This is a genomic window from Nocardia sp. NPDC052001, from assembly GCF_040680615.1.
Lineage (GTDB): Bacteria > Actinomycetota > Actinomycetes > Mycobacteriales > Mycobacteriaceae > Nocardia.
The window spans coordinates 331,836-351,337 of record NZ_JBFAXC010000007.1 but is presented as its reverse complement, the minus strand read 5'-3'; the positions used below and the strand labels follow the sequence as shown (position 1 = coordinate 351,337).

Annotated in this window: 19 protein-coding genes; 16 read left to right on the top strand and 3 right to left on the bottom strand. The window is 67.2% G+C overall.

The window, feature by feature from the left end; translation table 11 throughout:
• The first annotated feature begins 2 nt into the window (after positions 1-2).
• The 3 genes from AB0L82_RS30585 (at position 3) to AB0L82_RS30575 (ending at position 2,857) form a co-directional block, all read left to right on the top strand.
• Complete coding sequence (locus AB0L82_RS30585) at positions 3-1,547, top strand: acyl-CoA carboxylase subunit beta (RefSeq protein ID WP_364643788.1); 1,545 nt, start codon at positions 3-5, stop codon at positions 1,545-1,547.
• 118 nt (positions 1,548-1,665) lie between these two features.
• A complete protein-coding gene (locus AB0L82_RS30580; RefSeq protein WP_364643785.1) occupies positions 1,666-2,676 on the top strand; it encodes an acyl-CoA dehydrogenase family protein in 1,011 nt (336 codons plus the stop codon).
• Positions 2,677-2,734: 58 nt separating this feature from the next.
• Positions 2,735-2,857 (top strand): hypothetical protein, encoded by a 123-nt coding sequence (locus AB0L82_RS30575; protein WP_364643782.1) that lies wholly within the window; start codon positions 2,735-2,737, stop codon positions 2,855-2,857.
• Here the strand turns inward: AB0L82_RS30575 and AB0L82_RS30570 are convergent.
• The gene (locus AB0L82_RS30570; RefSeq protein ID WP_364643779.1) at positions 2,852-4,582 is read right to left on the bottom strand and encodes a DEDD exonuclease domain-containing protein; all 1,731 of its coding nucleotides are present in this window, start codon (positions 4,580-4,582) and stop codon (positions 2,852-2,854) included. The two genes, AB0L82_RS30575 and AB0L82_RS30570, sit on opposite strands and share 6 nt — an antisense overlap.
• A 586-nt stretch (positions 4,583-5,168) precedes the next feature.
• On the opposite strand from AB0L82_RS30570, the gene AB0L82_RS30565 reads away from it, so the two are divergent.
• The 10 genes from AB0L82_RS30565 (at position 5,169) to AB0L82_RS30520 (ending at position 14,328) form a co-directional block, all read left to right on the top strand.
• Positions 5,169-5,762: a C40 family peptidase gene (locus AB0L82_RS30565; RefSeq protein ID WP_364643776.1), complete on the top strand. Its 594-nt coding sequence runs from the start codon at positions 5,169-5,171 to the stop codon at positions 5,760-5,762.
• A gap of 237 nt (positions 5,763-5,999) precedes the next feature.
• Positions 6,000-6,965: an NlpC/P60 family protein gene (locus AB0L82_RS30560; protein ID WP_364643773.1), complete on the top strand. Its 966-nt coding sequence runs from the start codon at positions 6,000-6,002 to the stop codon at positions 6,963-6,965.
• 19 nt (positions 6,966-6,984) lie between these two features.
• Positions 6,985-7,989, top strand: a complete 1,005-nt coding sequence (locus AB0L82_RS30555; protein ID WP_364643770.1) for a hypothetical protein — start codon at positions 6,985-6,987, stop codon at positions 7,987-7,989.
• Between the two features lie 77 nt (positions 7,990-8,066).
• Positions 8,067-9,230 carry a glycosyltransferase family 4 protein gene (locus AB0L82_RS30550; RefSeq protein ID WP_364643767.1) on the top strand — a complete coding sequence of 388 codons (1,164 nt, stop codon included), beginning with the start codon at positions 8,067-8,069 and terminating at the stop codon, positions 9,228-9,230.
• Between the two features lie 66 nt (positions 9,231-9,296).
• Positions 9,297-9,686, top strand: coding sequence for a polyketide cyclase / dehydrase and lipid transport (locus AB0L82_RS30545; RefSeq protein WP_364643764.1), 390 nt, complete (start codon positions 9,297-9,299; stop codon positions 9,684-9,686).
• Positions 9,687-9,730: 44 nt separating this feature from the next.
• Positions 9,731-10,168 carry an SRPBCC family protein gene (locus AB0L82_RS30540; RefSeq protein ID WP_364643761.1) on the top strand — a complete coding sequence of 146 codons (438 nt, stop codon included), beginning with the start codon at positions 9,731-9,733 and terminating at the stop codon, positions 10,166-10,168.
• Positions 10,169-10,200: 32 nt separating this feature from the next.
• Positions 10,201-11,463 carry an ArsA family ATPase gene (locus tag AB0L82_RS30535; RefSeq protein WP_364643758.1) on the top strand — a complete coding sequence of 421 codons (1,263 nt, stop codon included), beginning with the start codon at positions 10,201-10,203 and terminating at the stop codon, positions 11,461-11,463.
• On the top strand, positions 11,460-12,437 hold the full coding sequence (locus AB0L82_RS30530; protein WP_364643755.1) for a hypothetical protein: 978 nt from the start codon (positions 11,460-11,462) through the stop codon (positions 12,435-12,437). Before AB0L82_RS30535 ends, AB0L82_RS30530 begins: the two co-directional genes overlap by 4 nt.
• Positions 12,434-13,438 carry an ROK family protein gene (locus tag AB0L82_RS30525; RefSeq protein ID WP_364643752.1) on the top strand — a complete coding sequence of 335 codons (1,005 nt, stop codon included), beginning with the start codon at positions 12,434-12,436 and terminating at the stop codon, positions 13,436-13,438. Before AB0L82_RS30530 ends, AB0L82_RS30525 begins: the two co-directional genes overlap by 4 nt.
• 164 nt (positions 13,439-13,602) lie before the next feature.
• Positions 13,603-14,328 (top strand): lysophospholipid acyltransferase family protein, encoded by a 726-nt coding sequence (locus tag AB0L82_RS30520; RefSeq protein ID WP_364643749.1) that lies wholly within the window; start codon positions 13,603-13,605, stop codon positions 14,326-14,328.
• An 86-nt stretch (positions 14,329-14,414) separates the two neighbouring features.
• On the opposite strand, the gene AB0L82_RS30515 is transcribed toward AB0L82_RS30520, so the two are convergent.
• The gene (locus AB0L82_RS30515; RefSeq protein ID WP_364643746.1) at positions 14,415-14,783 is read right to left on the bottom strand and encodes an Rv2175c family DNA-binding protein; all 369 of its coding nucleotides are present in this window, start codon (positions 14,781-14,783) and stop codon (positions 14,415-14,417) included.
• A gap of 106 nt (positions 14,784-14,889) precedes the next feature.
• On the opposite strand from AB0L82_RS30515, the gene pknB reads away from it, so the two are divergent.
• Entirely contained in the window at positions 14,890-16,899 is a 2,010-nt protein-coding gene (gene pknB, locus AB0L82_RS30510; protein ID WP_364643743.1) for a Stk1 family PASTA domain-containing Ser/Thr kinase, read from the top strand.
• A 91-nt stretch (positions 16,900-16,990) separates the two neighbouring features.
• Here the strand turns inward: pknB and AB0L82_RS30505 are convergent, their stop codons facing one another.
• The gene (locus AB0L82_RS30505) at positions 16,991-18,379 is read right to left on the bottom strand and encodes a class II 3-deoxy-7-phosphoheptulonate synthase (protein ID WP_364643741.1); all 1,389 of its coding nucleotides are present in this window, start codon (positions 18,377-18,379) and stop codon (positions 16,991-16,993) included.
• A 213-nt stretch (positions 18,380-18,592) separates the two neighbouring features.
• Here AB0L82_RS30505 and AB0L82_RS30500 point away from each other — a divergent pair, with 213 nt between their 5' ends.
• Together AB0L82_RS30500 and AB0L82_RS30495 are read left to right on the top strand one after the other, a co-directional pair.
• The gene (locus AB0L82_RS30500; protein WP_364644225.1) at positions 18,593-19,105 is read left to right on the top strand and encodes a polyadenylate-specific 3'-exoribonuclease AS; all 513 of its coding nucleotides are present in this window, start codon (positions 18,593-18,595) and stop codon (positions 19,103-19,105) included.
• A gap of 112 nt (positions 19,106-19,217) precedes the next feature.
• Positions 19,218-19,502: a hypothetical protein gene (locus AB0L82_RS30495; protein ID WP_364643738.1), complete on the top strand. Its 285-nt coding sequence runs from the start codon at positions 19,218-19,220 to the stop codon at positions 19,500-19,502.

Below are 19,502 nucleotides of genomic sequence, written 5' to 3'. Positions count from 1 at the left end.
GAATGCGCAGAGCCACAGCGGAACTGGCCGATATCAAACGCCGCGTGCTGGATTGGCCGGATACGGCCGCCACCGCGGCCCAGCACGCCAAAGGTAAGCTCACCGCCCGCGAGCGCATCTCGATCCTGTTGGACGAGGGGTCATTTCACGAGGTCGACGCATTGCGCAAACATCGCGCCACGGGGTTCGGACTGGAGAACCGCAAACCCCATACCGATGGCGTGGTCACCGGCTGGGGCACCGTCTTCGGCCGCACCGTCTTCGTCTACGCGCAGGACTTCCGGATCATGGGCGGGGCGGTCGGCGAGGCGCACGCGCAGAAGATCCACAAGATCATGGATTTGGCGCTGGCCGCCGGCGCGCCCCTGGTCGGACTGAATGACGGTGCGGGAGCACGCATTCAGGAGGGCGTCACCGCGCTCGCCGGATTCGGCGGGATCTTCCAGCGCAATGTCGCGGCCTCCGGGGTGATCCCGCAGATCAGCGTGATCCTGGGGCCGTGCGCGGGCGGCGCGGCCTACAGTCCCGCGCTCACCGATTTCATCTTCATGGTGCGCGAGACCTCGCAGATGTTCATCACCGGACCGGATGTGATCGCCGCCGTCACCGGGGAACAGGTCACCATGAACGGGCTCGGCGGGGCGGATGTGCACGCCGACACCTCCGGGGTCGCGCATTTCGCCTACGACGACGAAGCCGGATGCCTGCACGATGTGCGATACCTGCTGGCCATCCTGCCCGCCAACAATCGCGATCCGGCACCCGTCGCCGACACCCCGGACCAGCCGGATCGGCGTTGCGAACGCGTCTACGACATCGTGCCCGCCGACGGCAACCGGCCCTACGATATGCGCACCGTGGTCGAGGAGATCGTCGACGACGGGGACTTCTTCGAGGTGCACGAGAACTGGGCCGCCAATATCCTGTGCATCTTCGCGCACCTGGACGGGCAGCTCGTGGGGATCGTCGCGAACCAGCCGATCGTGCTGGCGGGCGTGCTCGATATCGCCGCCTCGGAGAAGGCCGCGCGCTTCGTGCAGATGTGCGACGCGTTCAATATCCCGATCGTCACCCTGCTCGATGTGCCCGGATTCCTGCCCGGGGTCGATCAGGAACACCATGGCATCATCCGGCACGGCGCGAAACTGCTGTACGCGTACTGCAATGCGACGGTGCCGCGGATTTCGGTGGTGATGCGCAAGGCATACGGCGGGGCGTACATCGTCATGGATTCCCGATCCATCGGCTCCGATCTGGCATTGGCGTGGCCGACCAATGAGATTGCCGTGATGGGTGCCGAGGCCACCGCCAATGTGATCTTCCGCCGCGAGATCGCCGCCGCCGACGATCCGGAAGCCCTGCGGCAGCAGCGCGTCAAGGAATACCGCACCGAACTCATGCACCCGTACTACGCCGCCGAACGCGGACTCGTCGACGATGTCATCGATCCCGCGGACACCAGAATCGCCGTCATACGCGGACTGGCGATGCTGCGGCGCAAGCAAGTCGGACTGCCGATCCGCAAGCATGGGAACCCGCCGCAGTAGCTCCGCGCGAGCCGAATCACCCGAAATCGCTCATATCGGCACTGGTAATCTCCCTGTGCCCGAGGTCGCCATGTCGAATTCCACGGTGGGCCTCGATCGGGATCTGGGAGGGAACCGAATGAGTGTGGACTGGGTACGCGCGGCCGAAACACTCGTGCGTGAAGTGCTCGACGATCACGCCGCGGACGTCGATCGCACCGGCAAGATCCCCGCCGCGCATTTCGACGCCCTCGCCGAACGCGGGTTCTACGGATTCCCGCTCTCCGAGGGCATGTCACCGGACATCCTCATCGATACCGCGGCGACGATCATCAGCGGTTGTCTCGCAACGGGTTTCGTCTGGGCACAGCACCTGGGAGCCCTGCGCGCCGTCGCCTTCAGCCCGGACGCCGCCCTGCGCGACCGCTTCCTGCCCCGCATGCTCGCGGGCACCTACCGCTGCGGCGTCTCCTGGGCGGCGGCCCGCGCCAACCCCACCCTGTTCGCCGAACCCGTCGAGAACGGCTTCCGCCTCACCGGCTCCGCTCCCTTCGTCACCGGCTGGGACTACATCGACGCCGTCGCCACCGCCGTCCGCGTCCGCGCCAGCGGCACCGAATCCGTTGCCACCCTGCTCATCCCGATCCACGACACCGCCGCCCTCACCGCCACTCGCCTCCCCCTGACCGCCGCCGACGCCAGCGCCACCGTCGCCCTCCGCTTCACCGACTCCTTCGTCCCCGACTCCACCCTGATCTCCATCAAACCGGTCGACGAATCCGCCCCCAACCCCCTCAGCGACTGGATCAACGGTGCCCTCTCCCTCGGCATCCTCATCCGCATCAACCGCTACCTGACAACTCAACCGATCGACGCCACCCCCTACGCGGCCCAACTCGCCTCTCTCCGAACCAGATACGCCACCGCCCTCGGCAACCCCGACCAAACTCACGTTCTCCGAGCCGAAATATCCCAAGCCGCCCTCACCGCAGCCGCAGCCGCCGTGGTAACCACAGGCAGCCGCTCCACCCTCACCCACACCCCCGCCGAACAACTCATGCGCGAAGCAACCTTCGCCCTCGTCTGCACCACCCGAGACCCCATCAAATCCACCCTCCTGGAAGCCTTCACGCCCACGGTCGAATCCTGACGAGCGCCGCGGCGGATTACCGCCGGAACCGTGCTTCGGGCGCGGCGAGGATCGAGGGATGACCCTCGACTCGCTTACCGTGCTGCAGAAGTTCCATGACGCCGAAGCCACCTATGTTCGTGGCGATGCGGGGATTGATGGGATGGTCGCTTATCTGGCGGCTGATGTCGGTTCGCTATGACGGCTGCGCGTCGTCGAGTTTGCGCGCGTTCTCCGCGCGCTCGAGCCATTGCAGCCAAAGGCCCGCGCCGAGGCGGGGTTCGGCGTAGCCGTCGGTGGTTCGGACTATTCGGGTGCCGGGTTGTTCGAGCCAGCGGACCAGGAGTCCGACTTCCTCCGGTAGCGCGCCGTGTAGTGGGGGGTGGACGGGTGGGTCGGCGGGGGAGTTGAGGCGGGGTGGGATGACGGTTTCGGCGGCGGCCGCGAGCCGGTCGACGGTGAGCATGGGGGAGATGCCGCGGGGCGCATTGCCCGCCGAGGCGAGGCGGCCGTGGCGGATGATCGCGAACTGCCAGCCACCGGCTCCGTCGGGGTGGGCGGCTATCAGTTCGGGGATGCGGGTGAGGGCGGCGAGGCGCTGGGTGCGGCGCAGGGCTTGGATAACAGTGACCGTGCGGTCACGTAGACGGGCTGCGGCCTCGAAATGTTCTGCAGTTGAAAGGAATTCGATCTTTTCCTGGATCGCGATCAGGATGGCGTCGCTGTCGCCGGAGAAGAGGGCGCGGACCGCTTCCGGGGCGTGCGCGTACTCCTCTATATATAGGGGTCTGTTTTGGGCGCTCGCCGGGCAACCGCCGACCACGGCGGGCGGGCAATCGTGCGCGCCGTCGCGGGGGATGCGGGTGGTGCAGGTGCGCAGGGCGGAATTCTCGGCGATCGTGGTCGCCACCTCCATGGCATCGGCACGGGAGGTGAAGGGGCCGAGGGAGTCTCGGACGGGGGTGCGGGACACCGCGAAACGGGGGAACGATTCGTCGGTGAGATTGAGCCACCACGCGCGCTGCGGAAACTTGGAGCGCCGGTTGTACGGCGGAGTGTGCGCGAGCAACAGCCGGAGTTCGCGCACACCCGCCTCGAGCCCGTGCGCACACTCGACATGATCGACTCGCGTCGCCAGCTGCACCATCTCGCGCATGCGCGGACGGGTGTCCGAACCGGTGAAATAGTTGCGGACACGGCGGCGAAGATTCACCGCGGTTCCTATATATAGGACTTCATCCGACGGACCCCGGAAGAGATAGACCCCGGGGGTGGCCGGAAGATCCGCCGCGAGAGTCCGTTTCGCGCGCTGGCGGCGCGTCACCTCCGGCAGATAGTCCAGCAGCTCGGTGAGGCTGTGCACGCCCTGATTGCCCACCCGGGCGATGAGCGCGTGCAGCACGTCCACGGTGGCGCGCGCGTCATCGAGCGCGCGGTGCGTGGGACGGGTCTGCGCGCCGAGCAGTTCCGCGATGAAGGACAGCTTCACCGAGGGAGCCTCATCGCGCCCGAGTACCCGCCGCGCCAGCCGCACCGTGCACAGCACTTGGAAAGCGGGCCAGGACAGTTCGCAGCGCGCAGCGGCGGCGCGCAGGAAGCCGGTGTCGAAAGGGGCGTTGTGCGCGACCAGTACCGCCCCGGCCGCGAACTCCAGAAAACCGGGCAGCACCTGTTCGATGCGCGGCGCGTCGATGACCATCGCGGTGGTGATCCCGGTGATCTGCACGATCTGCGGTGGAATCGCGTACCCGGGGTTGATCAGGGTCGCGAACTCACCGAGCACCTCACCGCCGCGCACCTTCACCGCGCCGATCTCGGTGATGGCGTCGCCGTCCGGACTGGTTCCGGTGGTCTCCAGGTCCACGACCACGAACGTTGTGTCATAGAGCGGTGTTTCGAGCTCATCGAAGGCCAGCTGTTCGGACACGACCCGCAAGCGTAGGCCGGGGGTCCGACAGGTTCGAAGCCGTTACCCCCGGTAACGGCCCGATTTCATCGACCAGGGGAAATGTCGGAATTCGCAATCGAGATTTGCGGGGTGAAATCCCCGATTTGAGCAAATATGCAGAAATGTGGTCAGGGTCACATTGATTCATAATGTGGATCAATCCGAGCGAGTGTGACGCACTGTCCGGGTCAGTGTCCGGCGCGTGCTGGCGCGGTGAGGATCGCCTCAGCACGGTTTGCAAGTCCGCCGGTCAGAGCCTGGTCGGGCAAGGCATCTCCGACCTGCTGTTATTCGGAATCGGTCCTGCAAGGAGGGGTCGTCGCGACCCCTTCCCTACTGACTGGTAGCTCAGCGGAAGCTCCCGCTGAATTGGTCGCTGTTATCGTTTCGTGATTGCTGTGACTTTTGTCGCACCGAAATGTCGGCTTGTAACTATTTCGAGCCATCGTCCGTTGGGCGCAGCTTTACAAACCACCGTTATCGGCTCGTAATCTTCCTGAGACCTCGCGGAGTCCGACCCACCAAACCGGTGCGGCGTCGCGGGGCAGATTGGAAGTACCTCACCATGGCGACCAAGACCGTCAAGCGGGCCCTCTCGGCCGGTGCCGTCGGCGCTGCCACGCTGAGCGCGCTGCTGCTGCCCGCCACTCCTGCCTCGGCGCAGCCGGTGACCATCCCCGGCGTCGGAACCTTCGACGTCCCGGATCAGATCCAGCTCCCCGCCGGCATTCCCGGTGTCCCGGAATCACTTCCGGTGCAGTTGCCCGCCATCCCGGGCGTCGAGATCCCGGCCGCCCCGGCCCCGGCTCCCCAGGTGAGCCCGCGCCAGCAGGTCGTGGACGCCGCCATGAGCCGACTGGGCGATCCGTACGTGTACGGCGCCGCGGGCCCGAACGCCTTCGACTGCTCCGGTCTGGTGCAGTGGTCGTACGCGCAGGCCGGAATCAGCCTGCCGCGCACCAGCTATGACCAGCTCAACGCCGGCTACGCCATCTCCGAGGACTCGCTCGAGCCCGGCGATGTGGTGTCGTTCTACGGCGGCAGCCACTCCGGCATCTACGTGGGCGACGGCAATGTCGTGCATGCCTCGACCTCCGGTCAGCCGGTCAAGGTCGCCCCGATCTCGTCCATGCCGTTCGCCGGCGCGCGACGAATCTGAATCGAAGATCCGCAGGTCGGATGACCTGCGAGCGAACGGCGACCGTAATGATTTCGTGTCCTGCTGGACACAAGCGGTCGCCGTTTCGTAATCTATTCGAGACCTTCTTTTCCAGCTCGGGGTAAGAGAACGGGACACGGCACCACGGTGGTAGCGCAACATCGCACGAAGAAACTCGTAGGTGGAGCCCTCACGGCAGGGGTACTCCTGGTCGGAGCCAATGGCATCGGACCCGCGATGGCCGATCCGGTCGCCGCACCGGCATCGGCCGGGGAAGCGGTGCAGCGCCTGATCGATCTGTCACGGCAATCCGAACAGCTCAACCAGCAGGCCCTGAACGCCCAGTCCGATCTCGACATCAAGGTCGCCGCCGCCAAGGACGCCGATTCCAAGGCCGCGGACGCCGCCACCGCATTGGATGCGGCGCGCTCCGAGATTCGCAGATATCAGCCGGTGATCGATCGCGCGGCCAGTTCGGCCCTGCTCGGTTCCCGTACCAACCGGCTCACCTCGCTGCTGGTGAGCTCCTCACCGCAGCAACTGCTCGATCAGATGTCCATCGTGGATTTCGTCGGTGCGCGCACCAATGATCAACTGAGCCAATATCAGAAGGTCAGCGCCACCGCGTCCGCGGCCGAGGCCGTTGCCCGCACCGCCGCCGACGCGGCGCGTGCGGCCAGCGCCCAGGCCGACGCCGTGCGCGTCGATCTGGAGAACAAGCGCTCCTCACTACAGGGCTCCATGGCCGGGGTCATCGCGGCATGGGGTCAGCTCTCCGCGAGTGATCGCTCCGCCCTTGCCGGTTCGATGTTCCCGCCCGGCTTCGACCGGGATTCGCTACTGCGCGGACTGGTTCCGGGCAGCGGCACCAGCGCATTGGCCGCCGGGCTCACCCGCATCGGCGCGCCGTATGTCTGGGGCGCGGTCGGCCCGGAACAATTCGACTGCTCCGGTCTGGTGCAGTGGGCGTTCCATCAGGTCGGCAAGAATGTTCCGCGCACCAGTCAGCAGCAGGCTTCCTACGGCACACCCGTCGATGAGAAGGATCTGCGGCCCGGCGATGTCGTCTTCTTCTATTCCGATATCTCGCATGTCGGCATCTACGCGGGTAATGGTTTGATGTTGCACGCCTCCACATTCGGAGTGCCCGTCCAGGTGGCACCGATGGGATCGACACCTTTCCACTCGGCGCGACGATTCTGACCAACACCACGAGGTGGCAATGAGCGCACTGCGGCAGGTACGCGGCTGGTTGTCGGCGAAACGACGGTTCCAGTTCTGCCTGACCCTGGTCATGGTGACCGGGTTGACCGCCGCCTGCGGCGCCCTGCTCATGCTGCCCAATTCGGTACTGCCCAAGATTCGCGCGGTTGTGCCCGGCGGCGATGCGCTGGTCGCCACCGATCCGCAGGTATCGGCGCTGCACCGGCTGATGGACTCCTACGGCAAGGTGATCTCCGAACCGGTGGGCACCGGGGCGGGCAAAGTCGGTGTGGTGCTTGGACATCCGGCCCGCAGCGGCGATATGGACGTGCTCGCCGCGGAGTTGAGCGCGGCCACCACGGCGGTCAGCGCGGTCTGGGGTTCGGACTGGTCGCAGGCTCCGGTGGTGGTGGTCGCTTCCAGCCCAGCCGAATTCGCGGCGCTCACCAATGAGACCGGTGCGGTACCCGCCGAAGTCGCCGCTGCCACGGTCGCCGATCCCTTTCATCCGGGTGCGCAACCGACGGGTCAGCGGGTCGTCTTCGGATCCGAAGCCGGACGCCGGCTCGGCCCGGACGGACTGCGCTCGGTGCTGCGTCATGAGCTCACCCATGTCGCGACGCGTGCGGTGACCGTCGACCGTTCACCGCAGTGGATGCTCGAGGGCTTCGCCGAATATGTCGCGCATCGCGGTATGCGCCAGCCCATCGAAGAGGTCGCGCCCACCCTCACCACGCGTGCCCGGGCGGGCACTCTCCCCGCCGATCTGCCTGCCGACGCGGCCTTCGAACCCGCCAGCGGTGAGGCGGCCGCGGTCTACGAACAGGCCTGGTCCGCCTGTGCTTTCATCGCCGATCAATTCGGCGAGGCCCAATTGGTCTCGCTCTACCGGCAAGTGGCGACCGGCCCCAAGGACAACGCGGCCGTGGCGGCGATCGTGCGGAACACCCTGGCCATCGGGTATCCGGACCTGCTGGCGCGCTGGCATTCCTGGATCACCGCCCGCACCACCCCCGGCGCCTGACGCGACACGCCACTCTGCGGGGGTGCGAGGTTTCAGGCCGGGGCGAGTCGCGGCCGCCGGTGCAGTAGGTTGATCGCATGGGGCGAACGCTGCTGGTTACCAATGATTTCCCGCCACGACCGGGAGGTATCCAGTCCTACGTGCACGCGCTGGCCATGCAGCTACCGCCCGATGAACTCGTGGTCTACGCGCCCCGCTGGAAGGGCGACAGCCACTGGAAGTTCGACGCGGAGCAGCCCTTCGAAGTGGTCCGGCATCCCACCACGCTGATGCTGCCCACACCGCTGGTGGCGCGCCGCGCGGCGAAACTGCTGCGCGATGAACAGTGCGATCGGGTCTGGTTCGGTGCGGCCGCGCCACTGGCCCTGATGTCGCCGCTGCTGCGCCGCGCGGGAGCCGAACGCATTCTGGCCTCCACGCACGGGCACGAGGTCGGCTGGTCCATGCTGCCCGGCGCGCGCCAGGCCCTGCGCGCCATTGGCGACAACACCGATGTCATCACCTACGTCAGCAAATACACGCGCCGCCGCTTCTCCGCCGCCTTCGGCGCGCAGGCCGCCCTCGAATATCTGCCGCCCGCCGTGGACTCCGAGGTCTTCAAACCCGATCCGGCCGCCCGCGCCGAATTGCGCGAGCGCTACGGCCTGGGCGATCGTCCCACCATCCTGTGCCTGTCCCGGCTGGTCCCGCGCAAGGGCCAGGACGCGTTGATCGTCGCCATGCAGGACATTCGCAAGCAGATCGACGGTGCGGTCCTGGTCATCGCGGGCGGCGGCCCCTACGAACAGAAACTGCACACCCTCGCCGAAACCCTCGGTGTGGCAGACGATGTCGTCTTCACCGGCCGCGTCCCCGCCGCCGAACTGGCAGCCCATCACACCCTCGCCGACGTCTTCGCCATGCCCTGCCGCACCCGCGGCTTCGGCCTCGACGTCGAGGGCCTCGGCATAGTTTTCCTCGAAGCCTCCGCCTCCGGCGTCCCCGTGGTGGCGGGCAACTCGGGCGGCGCTCCCGAAACGGTCCGCGAAGGTGAAACCGGCTACGTCGTCAACGGCCGCTCCACCGCCGCCATCACCAAGGCCATCGTCGACGTCCTCTCCGATCGCGACGCCGCCGCCCGCATGGGCGAAGCCGGGCGCGCCTGGGTCCAACAGCAGTGGCGCTGGGACCGCATGGGCGAACGCCTACGCGATCTACTCGACCCGCCGGTGCGCTCGACTCCGGGCATCACCTTGAACTGACCTCGGCCGAGCGATGACAGGCGGAGGCGAATCGAGCGTGGGCGGACTCTGGGTTAGGCTCACCGCGTGAGCAGTATCCAGGTTGCCGACCAGACCTTCATCGCCGCGCCCGGCACCGTCGTCGGCGAGATGCTGGCCGATCGCGGCCGGTGGCGGCAGTGGTGGCCGGATCTGCAGTTGCAGGTGCGGGAAGACCGGGCCGACAAGGGGATTCGCTGGACCATCAGCGGGGCGGCCACCGGCACCATGGAGGTGTGGCTGGAACCCATGCTGGACGGGGTGATCCTGCACTACTTCATGCACGCGGAACCGCAGCGCCTCGAAGGTTTGTCGCCGCGGGATCTGCTGGCGCTCAATCGCACCCATCGGGTTGCCGGAAAGAAGATGTCCTTCGAGGTCAAGGCCCGGCTCGAGGCCGGTCGCAAGGCCGGGGTCGCCCCCGCGGCCGCGCAGTAGACCACTCGTAGTTCCGCCCCCTCCGAAAGGAAGCGTTGCCACCCATGGCCGATCGCACTCAACGGTCGATCGTGATCGACGCCCCCACTGATCGGGTGCTGGCCGTCATCGCGGACCTGGAGTCGTATCCGGAATGGGTCGCCGCGGCCCGCTCGGTCGAGGTGCTCGACAAATTCCCGGACGGCCGCGCGCGCACCGCGCGTTTCGTACTGGACGCGGGCGTCGTGAAGGACACCTACACGCTGTCCTACAACTGGCGTCCCGACGGTAAAGCCGTCAGCTGGACCCTGGTCAGCGGTGATCTGCAGAAGGCGCAGGACGGCAGCTACGAGCTGATCACCCTGCCCGAGGGCGGCACCCAGGTGGTGTACGAACTCACCGTGGACCTGAACATCCCGATGATCGGCATGTTCAAACGCAAGGCCGAGAAGGTCATCACCGATACGGCGTTGAAAGAACTCAAGAAACGGGTCGAAGGCTGACCGCGAGCAGGCCCGAGCGACCTGCCACCCGTGTGGAACTGTTCGTCGGCAAGGGTGGGGTGGGAAAGACGACGCTGGCGTGCGCGACCGCACTCGCCTACGCGCGCGCCGGACAGCGAGTGCTGCTGGCATCCCTCGATCAGGCCCATTCCCTCGGTGACGCACTGGGATTCCGGTTCGCGCATCAGCCGGGCAGTGTGCCCGGAGTGGCGGCGGTACAGCCGGGCCTGGATGTGATCGAAGTGGATTCCCTTGCGCTGCTGGAGGATCGCTTCCGCACCGTGGTGCTCATGCTGTCCGGATCCGGGCACGACCACGGAATCGATATCGGCGCACTGGATCCCGCCGAACTCACCGGCCTGCCCGGCGTACAGGAACTGCTGGCACTGCTGGAGATCACCGAATTCAGCAAGACCCGGCAGTGGGATGTGATCATCCTGGATTGCCCGCCCTCGGCGGATATGCTGCGCATTCTCACCGCCCCCGACACCCTGCTCGGCTATCTCGAACGCGTCTGGCCAGCGCATTCGCGCACGCTCACCGCGGTCGGCGGGGATCTGCGGCGCGCGGTGCTCGCGGTCACCGTGGAGCAGATCGTGGCGTCGGTGACCGCGGCCCGCGATCTCATCGCCGATCCGGCCCGCACCAATGCCCGCCTGGTCACCGCGCCCGAACAGGTCGCCGTCGCCGAATCCGCGCGGGTGCGCTCGGCCGCGGTCCTGCTCGGCCTGCGCCTGATCGCGGTGCTGGTCAACAAAGTCCTCCCGGAGACCGCCGCGCCCGACTACGGCGCGAATATTCATCCCGCCGTGCAGTGGTATTTCAACCGTCGCGGGGAACAACTGGATGTGATCGCCGATCTACGCAAACGCATGGGTGGCATCCCCGTGCAGGTGGTGACCCACGCCGGATCCGAACCCGTGGGCCTGAGCTCGTTAACGGCACTGTCCTATGCGGTCGATCCGAGTGGTAACTGGGTGGGACCGGGTCCGGTCCCTATGCTTGGCTCAGATGTGGACGGGATGCCGTCCGTTTCGGCCGGGCCGGTAGTGCGGCTGGAAGCGGGAACGGGTGTGCATTCGGTGTTCGCCATGCGCATGCATCTACCCGTGGTCGATCCGTCGACCCTGCAGCTGGGACGAGTGGAGGACGATTTGATCGTGGGAGCGGACGGGGTCAGGCGCCGGCTGCGGCTGGCGCCGGTATTGCGGCGGTGCACGGTCGATGCCGCCGAACTCGACGGCGATCAACTGGTGATCCGTTTCCGTCCCGACCCCGAGGTCTGGCCGAAATGACCGCGACGCAGGGCCATCCGCGATCCGGCCACCCCGAGGACAATTTCAGCGAATTCGCCGAGGAACTCCGGTTGCTCGCCGAGGCCGTCCTCGAACGCGTCGAACCGGTATTGCGCCGCACCGCCGCCGACGGCCGCACCCAATGGTCCAGCTGCGCCTGGTGCCCGGTCTGCGCGGCGGCGGCCGTGGTGCGCGGTGAACACCATGACGTGGTGGCGGCCATCGCCGATCACGGCACCGCCATCGTGACGGTGCTGCGCGAAGCGCTCGCCGGTGTCCCCGTGGAACCGGTCCTGCCACCGGATCTGGATCCCGAATCACCGGAATACCAAGCCTGGCTACATCATTCCTTCGGTCACGGCAGCGACCCCGCGCATTCCGGCGGCGGCGCGACCGGCGGGCACCCGCGGGCCGGTGGTGTTGCGGGCGACGAATTCGGCACTGCCGCAGACGATTCCGCCGGAAATGACGAAGCTGTGCAACCTGATTCCACCGCATCGCGCGCCCACGCCGCCGGTGCGCACACCGGCGCGAGCGCCGCGCTGGCCACCCTCATCGCCCGCTTCGCCGCAGGCGCCCAAGGCATTCGGTCCGAGCGTGCCCGCGCCGGACATTCCGCCGCGCCGGAGGATCGGCCGGATGGCGATGTCACCGGCGGCGCGAGCGCCGAGACCGGCCCGGACACCGGATTCCGGGCATCCGGCGCCAACTCCGGTGCGGGCGTTGACGGTGGTGACCCCGGCGGGCGTGCGGACGGGACCGCCGGGCGCAGGGCGCGTGGCGATGATTCCGGCTCGGGCACACAGAGCGGGGTGAGCGCGGGTCGTCGCGAGCGTGAGACCGCGAGCGGCAGCCGATCTTTCGGACGCGGGCCGGATGCGGCCGGGCGACCGGGGGATGCGAGCGAGCCGGGTCGCGGGCGGGGGGCGACGCGGGCAGGGTATGTCCCCATCGACGTGACCATCAAGGCATGAGGGGCGGTGGACAGGTGCCGCTGACTGTCGGAATCGATGTGGGCGGCACCAATATTCGTGCGTCGGTCGTGGACGGGGCCGGTGAGGTGCTCGATACCGTGACCGCCTCCACACCGCAGTCCGCGCGGGCCCTGGAGGACGGGCTGGCGCGAGTGGTGCGCGAACTGTGCGGCCGCCATGCCATCGGCGCGGTCGGCCTGGCCGTCGCCGGGTTCGTCGACGAAGACCGTGCGACAGTGCGTTTCGCGCCCCATCTGCCCTGGGAGGACGCCCCGGTCGCGCGGCGGCTCACCGATCGGCTCGGGCTGCCCGTGGTGCTCGAACACGACGCCAATGCCGCGCTGTGGGCCGAATACCGATTCGGCGCGGCGGCGGGCGGGCGCAATGTGGTGCTGGTGGCCATCGGCACCGGTATAGGAGCCGCGCTGCTCATCGATGGGCGGCTGTATCGCGGAAGTTACGGCGTCGCACCGGAACTGGGTCATCTCCAGGTGGTGCCGAACGGTCGCGCCTGTGCCTGCGGTAAGCGCGGCTGCTGGGAAAGGTATTGCAGCGGAACGGCTCTGGTGGATACCGCGCTGGAGATGCTGGCCACCGATCCGGTCCGCTCCACCATGCTGGCGCGGGACGCGGGCCGCGATCCCGGTTCGCTCACCGGTCGCCGGGTGGCGGGCGCGGCACAGGACGGCGATCCGCTGGCCCTGGACGTGATGGCCGATTTCGCGCGCTGGCTGGGTCTGGGGCTGGCGTTCGTGAGTGACATCTTCGATCCGGATCTGATCGTGGTCGCCGGTGGCGTGAGCTCCTCGGCCCCGTTGTTCCTGGACGATGCGCGCGACCATTACGCGGCGTCGATCACCGGTGCCAGGCATCGCCGTCTGGCGCGCATCCGGACCGCGCAACTCGGTGAGGCGGCGGGCATGATCGGTGCGGCCGAACTCGCGCGGGCCGCGCTCGAGGCGCAGCGTGATGCGGTGCCCGCGGGTCCCTCGGGTCGGTGACACTCCCGGGCGAATCGCCGTCCTTGACGTAAATACTCGGTGAACCGGACACATCGGGCAGTAGGCGGTTGGTCACCGGCTTGTCTCGGCGGTAGAGTCGCCAAAGAGAGTGTGGTGCCCGCAACGAGGCCGGTCCCGGGTATCGAAACAGGGGAAAGGACGCAATGTTCTACTGGCTGCTGAAGTTCGTCTTGGTGGGACCATTCATCTCGCTCATCAATCGGCCCAAGGTCGAGGGCGTGGAGAATATCCCCCCGGATGGCGCCGCGATTCTGGCCGGTAACCACCTGTCGTTCACCGACTGGCTGTTCACCCCCCTCGCGAGCCCGCGCCGCATCACCTACTTGGCCAAGGCCGAGTACTTCACCACCCCCGGTCTCAAGGGTCGCCTGCAGAAGTTCTTCTTCTCCGGCACCGGGCAGTACCCGATCGACCGCTCCGGCGCCGATGCCGCCGAATCCGCCCTCAACACCGCGCGCAAGCTGCTCGACGAAGGCCGCCTGGTCGGCCTGTACCCCGAGGGCACCCGCTCCCCGGATGGCCGCCTGTACAAGGGCAAGACCGGTGTCGCGCGCCTCGCCCTGGAAACCGGCGTCCCGGTGATCCCGGTGGCCCTGATCGGCACCGACGAGGTCTGCCCGCCCGGACCGTTCCGCTGGCGTCCCCGCAAGGTCACCGTGAAATTCGGTAAGCCCATCGACTTCTCGCGCTACGAGGGCATGGGCGGCAACCGTTTCGTCGAGCGCGCCGTCACCGACGAGATCATGTACGAACTGATGCGCATGGGCGACCAGGAATACGTGGACGTCTACGCCGCCAGCCTCAAGAAGAACGTCCCCTCGGGCACCCGCCCCGACGCGGACCGCATCCCCCAGACCATGGCGGGCTGAGTCACCTCAGCCAGACACGGGCCCCGAGAGCAACTCTCGGGGCCCGAGCCATATCCGGGATGCGACTTCCAACTATTACCGGCGGCTCAGAACGGGTCGGCGGCGGCGCGGCGGATGACCTCGCGGGCCAGATCGCCGTGCAGGGCGTCGATGGGACGGCCCGGCAGCGAGGGATCCTCGGTGTAGATCCACTCGAGGATTTCCTCATTGGTGTATTTGCCGTCGCGCATGACGGTGATCAACCCGGTGAGATGCTTGGCGATTGCTCCGTGGGAGTCGAAGAACTCCTCGGGGACGGCGATAACGCCGTCGCGGCGAACCGCGATCAGCTGATGTTCGCGCAGCATCTGGTGTACGCGGGTGACCGACTCGCCGAGCAGCTCCGCCACGTCGGGGAGGGGGAGCACGGTGACCGATTCCGGCAGGACATCATTGCTGTAGGGGATGGCACTCACGGGGATTACGGTAGTCGGTCGCGCCGCGTCCGCCGCATCACACCCCGACCCGACTACCATCGGGTCACAGTCGCACCGGGCGGCACGGAAGTCGGAAGGGTTGCAGTTGATCGGCCAGATGCTGGAAGGGCGCTACCGCATCGACGCGCCGATCGCGCGCGGCGGTATGTCCATGGTGTTCCGGGGGGTGGACACCCGGCTGGACCGACCGGTCGCCATCAAGGTGATGGACCCCAAGTTCGCCGCCGACCCACAATTCCTCACCCGCTTCGAATTGGAGGCCCGCGCGGTCGCCAAACTCAAGCATCCGGGCCTGGTCGCGGTCTACGACCAGGGCGTGGACGGTGATCATCCGTTCCTGATCATGGAACTGGTCGAGGGCGGCACACTGCGCGAGTTGCTGCGCGAGCGCGGGCCCATGCCCCCGCACGCGGTGCGCGCGGTTGCCGAACCGGTGCTCGCGGCGATCGGCGTCGCGCACGCGGCGGGACTGGTGCATCGCGATATCAAGCCGGAGAATGTGCTCATCTCCGATTCCGGCGAAGTCAAGATCGCCGACTTCGGTCTGGTGCGCGCGGTCGCGGCCGCGAATATCACCTCCGACAGCGTGATTCTCGGCACGGCGGCGTACCTGTCGCCCGAACAGGTCACCAGCGGCAGCGCCGATTCGCGTAGTGATGTGTACTCCGCGGGCATTCTCATCTTCGAAATGCTCACCGGGCGTACGCCGTTCACCGGCGACACCTCCATTTCGGTTGCGCTGCAACGGGTCGAGAAGGATGTGCCGAGCCCGAGCCGCCTGATCGGCGGGGTGCCACCGGAATTCGACGAACTGGTCGCGCATGCCACCGCGCGCGAACCCGCGCACCGGTTCAGCGATGCCACCGAGATGGCGCGCGAACTACGCCGGATCGCCCGCGAATTGCAGCTACCGGACTACCGGGTGCCCTCGCCGACCGAATCGGCCGAACATCTCAGCGCGCGATACAAGGTCGCCACCCCGGCGGCGCCCGCGCGGCAGCCGCACACCCCGGCACCGGCCCGGCACGCACCGTACGGGGCCGCCGATCTCACCACGCGCATCCCGGCCGATCCGCCGACGCAGCACATTCCGCCGCCGCATCAGCAGACCCGGGTCATGACGGCCGCGCGTGAGATTCCACCGGACTACGCGCCGCCGACCACCCAGTACGACACGCGCGAACCCGAGCGCGCCAGACGCTCGGACCTGATCGAGGATCGCGGCAGATCCCGGCGCACCGTGATCATCTGGCTCAGCATCGTGGTCGCCCTGGCCCTGCTCCTGGGTATCGGCGGCTGGTGGGTGGGGGTGGGCAGATACTCGGCGGTGCCGTCGATCGCCGGGCTCGACACCCAACGGGCGATCACCACGCTCACCGACGCGGGCTTCAAGACCGAGACCAGACAGAAGGCGTCGGACATCATTCCGACGGGCAATGTGGTCGGCACCGATCCGGCCGCCGGGACCAAGGTCACCAAGGGTTCGACGGTCGCGGTGCTGGTCTCCAGCGGTAAGCCGAAGGTTCCGGACGTCAAGGCCGGACAGGATGTGAACAGCGTCAAACAGGCGATCAAGGATGCGGGGCTGACACCGGTCGATTCCGGCGAGATCGGCAGTACGGCCCCGAAAGGCTCACTCGCCAAGGTGGATCCGGCCCCCGGGACCGTGCTCCCGGCGGGGGCGAACGTGAAGGTCTATCGCAGTAAGGGTTCCGCGCCGATCAAACTGCCCGATGTGAGCGGCAAGACCGAGGACGAGGCCCGGGATGTGCTCACCAAGGCCGGAATCACGGTGCGGGACACCAGATCCGAGTTCAATACCAAGGTCAAGGGCGGTCAGGTGATCGGCACCGATCCGGCCGCCGGGGCCACCGTCGACGCCGGGGACGGGGTCACCCTGATCATCAACAGCGCCGTGGATGTCCCCAGTGTGCTGGGCTCCAATGTCGCCGCCGCCCGGGTCAAACTCGAGGGACTCGGGTTGAAGGTGACGGTGCGGCAGCTGGCTTCCAATGAGAGTTCGATCGTCATCTCGCAGAGCAGTCTGGGCAATGTGGAGGCGGGCTCCACGATCACCCTCGTCGCTATCCCTTAGGCAGATAACGCTGAACCCTGACGGACGAAAACGCGGCCCGGTCCACTGGACCGGGCCGCGTTCTATTTCGTTGTGAGCCCGAGCGGTTCGCTCAGCGCAGCATCTCCGCGACCAGGAAGGCCAGTTCGAGGGACTGCTGGGTGTTCAGGCGCGGATCGCACGCGGTCTCATAGCGATCCACCAGATCCAGATCCGAGATGTCCTGTGCGCCGCCGAGGCATTCGGTGACGTTCTCACCGGTGAGCTCGATGTGCAGGCCGCCCGGATGGGTGCCCAGCGCGTGGTGCACCTCGAAGAAACCCTGCACCTCGTCGACGATGCGGTCGAAGTGGCGGGTCTTGTAACCGTTCGAGGTCTCATGGGTGTTGCCGTGCATGGGATCGCACTGCCAGATCACCTGGTGGCCGGTGGCCTGCACCTTCTCGATGATCGCGGGCAGCACCTCGCGCACCTTCTGATTGCCCATGCGGGCGACCAGGGTCAGGCGGCCGGGCTCATTGTTGGGATCGAGACGCTCGACGTATTCCACGGCCATTTCGGGTGTGGTGGTCGGGCCGATTTTGAGGCCGATCGGGTTGGCGAGCAGTTCGGCGAAGGCGATATGCGCGCCGTCGAGCTGACGGGTGCGCTCACCGATCCACAGGAAGTGCGCGGACAGGTCGTAGAGGGTCGGCTCACCGGTGGTGGGGTGCGCGCTCAGGCGCAGCATGGCGCGCTCGTAATCGAGCACCAGGGCCTCGTGCGAGGCGTACAGGCGGGCCGAGGACAGGTTCGGGTCGTTGACGCGACAGGCCTTCATGAAGGCGAGCGCGCGATCGATCTCGGCGGCGAGGGCTTCGTAGCGGGCGCCGGCCGGGGACTGGGCGACGAATTCGCGGTTCCAGTCGTGCACCTTGTGCAGATCGGCCATACCGGCGGAGGTGAGGGCGCGCACCAGGTTCATGGCGGCGGAGGCATTGGCGTAGGCGCGCACCAGGCGGGACGGATCATGTACGCGCACAGCGGGATCGGCGACCAGGGAGTTCACCATATCGCCGCGGTAGGAGGTCAGGCCGAGGGAATCGGTATCGGAGGAGCGCGGCTTGGCGTACTGGCCCGCGATGCGCGCGACCTTCACGACCGGCAGGCTCGCGCCGTAGGTGAGCACCACGGCCATCTGCAGCAGGGTGCGGATATTGCCGCGGATATGCGGTTCGGTGTTGTCCGCGAAGGTCTCCGCGCAGTCACCGCCCTGCATGAGGAAGGCCTCGCCGCGCGCTACCTCGGCCAGGCGCGCCTTGAGTTCCTCCACCTCGGCGGGCACGCAGATGGGCGGCACCGATTCCAGCACGGTGCGCATCTTGGCGGCCTGCTCGGGATCCCAGGACGGCTGCTGCAATGCGGTGCGAGCCAGCGCGTCATCGAGTCGCCGGCGTAGCTCGGCGGGCAGCGGCGGAAGTTCCGGCAGGCGATCGATCGGTACGTCGACGGTCCAGTTCACGAGTTCAGAATACGGACCGCGACAAACCGCTCGGACTACACCCAGGGCTGGAATACCCAACACCATATGAACCGATCTTGACGTAACCCCAGACCCGGCCGGTGTGAACCGGGAACCTAGGCTGGAGGGGCGGAGGATCTGCCCGGATCGTCCCCAGTCCCCAGCGTCGAAGGCATAGGCCCCGGCCGCGAACCCGAGGAGAGACCGATCTCTCTGCGATATTTTTATGATTCGGAATTCATCGAGGATGGGACAACCATCGACCTCGTCTCCATCGCGGTGGTGTGCGAGGACGGACGCGAGTATTACGCGGTCTCAACCGAATTCGACGCGGACAAGGCCGGGCCGTTCGTGCGCCGCAATGTGCTGCCCAAGCTGCCGCCGCCCGCCTCACACCTGTGGCGCAGCCGCGAGAAGATCCGCGAGGACCTCTACAAATTCTTCGTCCCCCGCCCCGGCGTAGAACCGGAGTTGTGGGCCTGGGTCGGCGCGTACGACCACGTCGCCCTGTGCCAACTCTGGGGTTCCATGGTCGACCTCCCCAACGCCCTCCCGCGTTTCACCAATGAGCTCCGCCAGCACTGGAACCAGCACGGCCAGCCGCCGCTGCCGCCGATCCCGAAGGACGCACACGACGCCCTCGCCGACGCCCGCCACAATCTGGCGAAGTTCGAGGCCATCGAAGCGCACCGCCGGCAGACATCGGACGCTCGGCGGGTGCACTGAGGAATCGCCTGGCCCCCGCTTCGGGGGCAAGGTAATCACGGGCTGCCGGTGACGGGCTGAAGTTTGAAAACGTCTCGGGTTGGATTACTTCCCGAGTAGAGGACACAACTTGATGCGCGCACTTGTTCCCGCCCTGCGTACCGCCGTCGTGATGATCGCCCTTGCCGGGGCGGGGGCGGCCAGCTCCGCGATCGCCGCTGCGGCTCCCATCGTCGGCTCTCCCACCGAGGTCGCGGCACCGGCCACACTGGTACCCGTTGACAATCCATACGGCCCCAATACGGGTAGCGCGGCGCTCGATTGGGGGACTATCTTCCTCGGCCTGCCCACCGGGAGTCTGCAGAAGCCCTGTGTTCCGACAGGCAAGCCGTTCGGAAATTGCTCACTATTGGGCTGA

Bases quoted from the DNA above. Each gene is read 5' to 3' on its own strand.
- AB0L82_RS30555 (WP_364643770.1), top strand. From the start codon at position 6,985: ATGAGCGCACTGCGGCAGGTACGCGGCTGGTTGTCGGCGAAACGACGG.
- AB0L82_RS30580 (WP_364643785.1), top strand. From the start codon at position 1,666: ATGAGTGTGGACTGGGTACGCGCGGCCGAAACACTCGTGCGTGAAGTG.
- AB0L82_RS30530 (WP_364643755.1), top strand. From the start codon at position 11,460: ATGACCGCGACGCAGGGCCATCCGCGATCCGGCCACCCCGAGGACAAT.
- AB0L82_RS30585 (WP_364643788.1), top strand. From the start codon at position 3: ATGCGCAGAGCCACAGCGGAACTGGCCGATATCAAACGCCGCGTGCTG.
- AB0L82_RS30495 (WP_364643738.1), top strand. From the start codon at position 19,218: ATGCGCGCACTTGTTCCCGCCCTGCGTACCGCCGTCGTGATGATCGCC.
- AB0L82_RS30565 (WP_364643776.1), top strand. From the start codon at position 5,169: ATGGCGACCAAGACCGTCAAGCGGGCCCTCTCGGCCGGTGCCGTCGGC.
- AB0L82_RS30525 (WP_364643752.1), top strand. From the start codon at position 12,434: ATGAGGGGCGGTGGACAGGTGCCGCTGACTGTCGGAATCGATGTGGGC.
- AB0L82_RS30520 (WP_364643749.1), top strand. From the start codon at position 13,603: ATGTTCTACTGGCTGCTGAAGTTCGTCTTGGTGGGACCATTCATCTCG.
- AB0L82_RS30540 (WP_364643761.1), top strand. From the start codon at position 9,731: ATGGCCGATCGCACTCAACGGTCGATCGTGATCGACGCCCCCACTGAT.
- AB0L82_RS30575 (WP_364643782.1), top strand. From the start codon at position 2,735: ATGACCCTCGACTCGCTTACCGTGCTGCAGAAGTTCCATGACGCCGAA.
- AB0L82_RS30550 (WP_364643767.1), top strand. From the start codon at position 8,067: ATGGGGCGAACGCTGCTGGTTACCAATGATTTCCCGCCACGACCGGGA.
- AB0L82_RS30560 (WP_364643773.1), top strand. From the start codon at position 6,000: ATGGCCGATCCGGTCGCCGCACCGGCATCGGCCGGGGAAGCGGTGCAG.